This window comes from Agathobaculum sp., assembly GCF_050946325.1.
Taxonomy (GTDB): domain Bacteria; phylum Bacillota; class Clostridia; order Oscillospirales; family Butyricicoccaceae; genus Agathobaculum.
The window spans coordinates 1-5449 of record NZ_JBMNUP010000131.1; the positions used below are offsets into that span (position 1 = coordinate 1).

Consider the following 5449-nt stretch of genomic DNA (forward strand, 5'->3'; position numbering starts at 1 on the left):
TCGCCCATGCTGTCCAGCAGCTCGGAAATCACCTACACCTCGCGCCCGATCGACTTTGCATATCACTGGCGTGCCGATCAGTCCCTGCCCCAGCGGGACGAGGTGCAGACGCTGGCCGATGAAGCGGCGGTCGAAATCACCTCATGGGCGCAGCAGAGCGCCGCCGTGCTGGGACGGGACGGCACCTACTCCATCGAAAACGAAACCAGCTTCGGCACCACCTACACAACCAAATATGCAAAGCTTTTGAGCGGCTCGACCTTCTTTTCGGAAAGCGCGTACAACGCCCTGACCGGACAGGGCGTGGATATCCCTGCGGGGGCGTGCGCCAACATCGTCGATGACGAGGGCGGCACCCGCTATCTGTCCGGCGGCGACGTGACCCACCTGACCAATATGGTGACCGGCGCGGAAATGGATGTGACCCCGCTTGAACCGCTGTGCTACACCATGCTGCTCGGCTGCTATGTGCTGGATGACGCGGACTACGCCGCGCTGACCGGCGGACTTACCGATCTATGGCGCGAGGAATATGTGTTCTTCAACGTTGCAGATGTGGGCAGCAGCTACCCCTTTGCCAAAGCGCTGTTTGACCAGATTGTGGACCGCTCCGGCCCCGAGGTTGAGGTCGGGGACTATTATGACGAGGTCGAAGCATCGCTGGCGGCGCAGGCGGGCGAGCCCTACCGCTATTCTCCCGAGGAAGCCGCTTCCCGTGATCTGTTCACACCGGATTACAACGACCGCGACTCTTCCGGTTTCCGCTCCTACTGGAAATACATGCCGCAGTTCCGCATCCTTGACCAGAACGACTTTACCACCACGATGGCGGTATTTCTCATGCTGTTCATCTTTATTGCCGTGGTATGCTTTGCGGCGGTCATCGTCATCGCCTTTACCCGCTGCATGACCATTGCGCTCGTCAACGCCCGCGTGTATGACGACCTGCGGCATCTGGGCGCGTCCAACGCCTACCTCTTCCGCTCGGTGCGCGGACAGGTCAGCCGGGTGTTCCTTGTGCCCGCGCTCGTCGGCACCGGACTGATCTGGATTTTTTACATGATGATCATGTATTTCAACGGCGATCCCCTCGGCTTTACCCGGGGCGAGCTGGCAGGCATGGGTGCGTGCCTTGCCGTGATTGCGGCGGTTTCCGTCCTGCTGTATGCGGTATACCGCATCACGCGGAACAAGGTCTGCCGCGCCCTGCGCATCCACCGCTGAGACGGTCAGAAAAGCCTTCACACCGCAGTTTTTATGCTTTGCGCGAGAAAAAGCTCCTGCATAGGAGCTTTTTTTCGTTTATGGCCCGCGCTTTCCCGACATGGGCTGCTGGGAAAGCAAAGTTTTGCGGCCGTATCATGGCGTGTTTTCCCTATGGAAAACACACCCCGTTTCTGCTACAATAAGGCGTGAGGTGACCCCTATGAACCAGATTCTCATTGTGGAGGACGACGACGCGCTCGGCCGCGGGCTGACGCTTGCGCTGGGCGACCGCTACCGCTGCACCCTTGCCCCCGACTGCGCCGCAGCACGGCAGGCGCTGCGCGAAACTGCCTTCGACCTTGCCCTGTTCGACATCAACCTGCCGGACGGCTCCGGCCTTGCGCTACTTGACGAAATCCGTGCGGGCGGCGGCCCGCCGGTCATCCTGCTCACCGCCAACGATATGGAGACCGATATCGTCGCCGGACTGGGGCGCGGCGCGGATGACTATGTGACCAAGCCGTTTTCGCTGGCGGTGCTGCGCGCCCGGGTGGAGGCCGCGCAGCGCCGAAACACCCCCGCCGCTGCATCCGCTGTGTTCGAGCAGGACGGCTTCCGCTTTGATTTTGACCGCATGGACTTTACCGCCGCAGGCGCATCCCTGCAGCTTTCACAGACCGAACAGCGGCTGCTGCGCCTGCTCATCGAAAACCGCGGGCATACCCTGCCGCGCGAAACGCTGATCGACCGCATCTGGACGGACGGTGCCGACTATGTGGATGAAAACGCGCTGTCGGTCACGGTTGGGCGGCTGCGGCGCAAGCTCGGCCAAAATGCGCCCATCAAAACCGTGTACGGCGTGGGCTACAGCTGGGCGGTGCAGCCATGATGTATGCTGCCGCAGCGGCTATTGTACTCGCCGCTGCCGTTCTTGTGCTCGACCGGCTGCACCTGCGCCGCACCCTGCGCACGCTGGACCGTATGCTGGACGACGCCATCCGCGGCAGCTTTTGCGCTTCGCACTTTGATGAAAGCCGCCTTTCCGCCGTGGAGGACAAAATGGCGCGTTTTTTGCAGGCCAGCGGCACCTCCGCCGCGCATCTGGCTGAGGACAAAGCGCGGGTACAGGGGCTGATCGCCGATATTTCGCACCAGACCAAAACGCCGCTCGCTTCCATCCTGCTGTATGCCGAGCTGCTGGACAGTAAAGACCTGCCGCCCGACTGCCGCGACTGCGTCGAACAGCTCACCGGTCAGGCGGAAAAGCTGCAGTTCCTCATCGCTTCGCTCGTCAAGGCCGGACGGCTGGAAACCGGCGTGATCGCCGTCCATCCTCAGCCGGACAACCTGCAGGAGCTGATCGGGGAGGCGGTCTCCGCCGCTGCGGCGGCGGCAGAGGCCAAGGGGCTGGCGCTGACCGCCCTGCCCACAACGGCGCACGCCTGCTTCGACCGCAAATGGACGCGCGAAGCGCTGGACAATCTACTCGACAACGCGGTAAAATACACCCCCTCCGGCGGCAGCATCACGGTTTCGGTCACGCCCTACGAGCTGTTCTGCCGCATTGATGTAAGCGACACCGGCATCGGCCTGACCGAAGCGGAATACAGCCGGGTGTTTCAGCGGTTTTACCGCTCGCCTGCCGTGCGGCACGCGCCGGGAGTGGGTCTTGGCCTGTATCTGGTGCGCGAGATCGCCGCGGCAAACGGCGGCTACTGCAAGGTGGCGTCCCGTCCCGGCGGAGGCAGCACCTTTTCGCTGTTTCTGCCCATGGCATACGAAAAAACGCAAGAGCCGGCCCAATCCTGACAAAACTGTTAGATTTCCGACAGGCTCTCGACAGATTGTTATGTTATTGTCTGTATTGTACCCAAGGGTGCGGTACAGACTTTTTTTCGGGGAGGTTTTCTCTTATGACAGTTTTACAGACACAGGCGCTGCGCAAGGTATACGGCGCGGGCGATACCGCCGTACACGCGCTGGCCGGCGTCGATCTTTCGGTGGAAAGCGGCCAATTTGTCGCGGTGGTCGGCACCTCCGGTTCGGGCAAGTCCACGCTGCTGCACATGCTCGGCGGGCTGGACCGCCCGACAGACGGCAAGGTGCTGGTCGATGGCAACGATATTTTTGCGCTGGGGGATGACGAGCTGACCATCTTCCGCCGCCGGCGCATCGGTTTTGTGTTCCAAGCCTATAATCTGGTGCCGGTACTCAGCGTGTACGAAAACATCGTGCTGCCCATTGAGCTGGACGGCGGCGAGATCGACCGCCCCTATGTGGATGAGATCATCCGCACGCTCGGTCTGGAAAGCAAGCTTGCAAATCTGCCGAGCCAGCTTTCAGGCGGACAGCAGCAGCGCGTTGCCATTGCCCGTGCACTTGCCACCAAGCCCGCCATCATTCTGGCGGATGAGCCGACCGGCAATCTGGACAGCCGCACCAGTCAGGACGTGCTTGCCCTGCTCAAGGTGACGAGCGAGAAATTCGGCCAGACCATTGTGATGATCACCCACAACGAGGAGATCGCCCAGCTTGCGCACCGGATCATCCGCATTGAGGACGGCCGGATCGTCCATTCGTAAGGGGGGCGCGCATCATGCTCAAGGTAGCAAACAAAAAATGCATCCGCCGCCTGTCCGACCGCAGCCTAAAAGCCGCCAAAACCCGCAACATCATTGCGGTGATGGCCATTGCCCTGACCACGCTGCTGTTTACCTCTCTGTTCACCATCGCCCTTTCGATGAATGAATCCTTTCAGCAGGGCAACTTCCGGCAGGCGGGCGGCGACAACCACGGCACGTTCAAAGACCTGACCGAAGCGCAGGTAAACGAGCTGAAAGACGACCCGCTCATCAAGGAATACGGCACACGCCTGCTGGTCGGCATGACGAGCGGCGATCCGCCGTTCAACAAAAGCCATGTCGAGATCGGCTATTTGGACGAAGATCAGGCACGGCACTACTTCATCGAACCGACAGAAGGCTCTCTGCCCGCCGAGGGCACCGATCAGGCCGCAACCGATACCCGCGTGCTTTCCCTGCTCGGCGTGGAGCCGAAAATCGGCGCGCAGTTTACCCTTCCCATCGAACTTGACGGAAATACCTCGTCCAGTCAGGTGGTTGAGCGCACCTTCACCCTGTCCGGCTGGTGGGAGTACGACAGCGCGGTTGTCGCCTCGCACGTTGCGCTGCCGCGGTCGGCAGCAGAAGAGCTGTGCGCCCTTTCCAGCGGCGCCACCGGCAGTTCGACCGGCCTTTGGTCGCTGGACGTCATGCTCGGCAGCGCGTTCCACATTCGGGACGATCTGGAGCAGATCCTGGCAAACCACGGCTACCAGTGCGCGAACGCAGGTGCGGACGACTATATCAACATCGGCGTCAACTGGGGCTACTCGGGTGCGCAGTTTTCGGCAAACCTTGACCCCATGACCGTGATTGCCGTTGCCGCCATGCTGCTGCTCATCATTTTCACCGGTTATCTCATTATTTACAACGTGTTCCAGATTTCGGTGACGAACGATATCCGTTTTTACGGCCTGCTGAAAACCATCGGCACGACCGGCCGGCAGATCCGCCGCATGATCCGGCGGCAGGCCTATGTGCTTTCGCTCATCGGCATCCCGCTCGGGCTGGCGGGCGGCTATTTTGTCGGCGCAGGGCTGGTGCCGGTCATCATTTCACGGCTGGACGGCATGCACGAAACCGTTTCCCTCAGCCCGCTGATTTTTGTGTTTTCCATTCTGTTTTCGCTTGTTACCGTGCGCATTTCCTGCCGCCGTCCCGGCAAAATGGCAGCGCGGGTGTCGCCGGTTGAGGCGGTGCGCTATACCGATGCCGCCCCGGCAAAGCCCCGCCGCGCCAAGGGGAAGCACACAGCGCCCAAACAGGCCGCCTACGGCGCCCATCTGCCCCGCATGGCGTGGATGAATCTGGGCCGCAGCCGCAGCAAGACCCTTGTCACGGTCATCTCGCTTGCGCTGGCCGTGGTGCTGACCCAGCTCACCTATACCTTTGCCAGCGGCTTTGATATGGATAAGTATCTGGCAAGCAAGTCGGCAGTCGATTTCATCGTGGGCGACGCGGCCTATTTCCAAACCGGTTCGGGCTTCAGCACCACCGATGAAGCCGTTCCCGACAACGTCATTGCGGATATCAGCGCGCAGAACGGCATCACCGCCTCCGGCCGCATCTACGGACAAGTGTCAAAGGTGCAGGAATTCATCACCGAGGACTGGTACCGTAAG

The 5449-nt window shown here is 61.1% G+C and carries 4 protein-coding genes and 1 pseudogene; all 5 read left to right on the forward strand.

The window, feature by feature from the left end; genetic code table 11:
- Positions 1–1224 (forward strand): annotated as a pseudogene (locus ACOYIE_RS08975) (ABC transporter permease); the annotation flags it as partial.
- Between the two features lie 202 nt (positions 1225–1426).
- Positions 1427–2095: a response regulator transcription factor gene (locus tag ACOYIE_RS08980; RefSeq protein ID WP_433412466.1), complete on the forward strand. Its 669-nt coding sequence runs from the start codon at positions 1427–1429 to the stop codon at positions 2093–2095.
- Positions 2092–3015 carry a sensor histidine kinase gene (locus tag ACOYIE_RS08985; protein ID WP_433412468.1) on the forward strand — a complete coding sequence of 308 codons (924 nt, stop codon included), beginning with the start codon at positions 2092–2094 and terminating at the stop codon, positions 3013–3015. Before ACOYIE_RS08980 ends, ACOYIE_RS08985 begins: the two co-directional genes overlap by 4 nt.
- 104 nt (positions 3016–3119) lie before the next feature.
- Positions 3120–3788: an ABC transporter ATP-binding protein gene (locus tag ACOYIE_RS08990; RefSeq protein WP_433412470.1), complete on the forward strand. Its 669-nt coding sequence runs from the start codon at positions 3120–3122 to the stop codon at positions 3786–3788.
- A 14-nt stretch (positions 3789–3802) separates the two neighbouring features.
- The coding region (locus ACOYIE_RS08995) for an ABC transporter permease (protein ID WP_433412472.1) at positions 3803–5449 on the forward strand (1647 nt) is incomplete at its 3' end.

What these genes read in the sequence shown, in the direction of transcription:
- ACOYIE_RS08980 (WP_433412466.1), top strand. Translation starts at nt 1,427, where the DNA reads ATGAACCAGATTCTCATTGTGGAGGACGACGACGCGCTCGGCCGCGGG.
- ACOYIE_RS08985 (WP_433412468.1), top strand. Translation starts at nt 2,092, where the DNA reads ATGATGTATGCTGCCGCAGCGGCTATTGTACTCGCCGCTGCCGTTCTT.
- ACOYIE_RS08990 (WP_433412470.1), top strand. Translation starts at nt 3,120, where the DNA reads ATGACAGTTTTACAGACACAGGCGCTGCGCAAGGTATACGGCGCGGGC.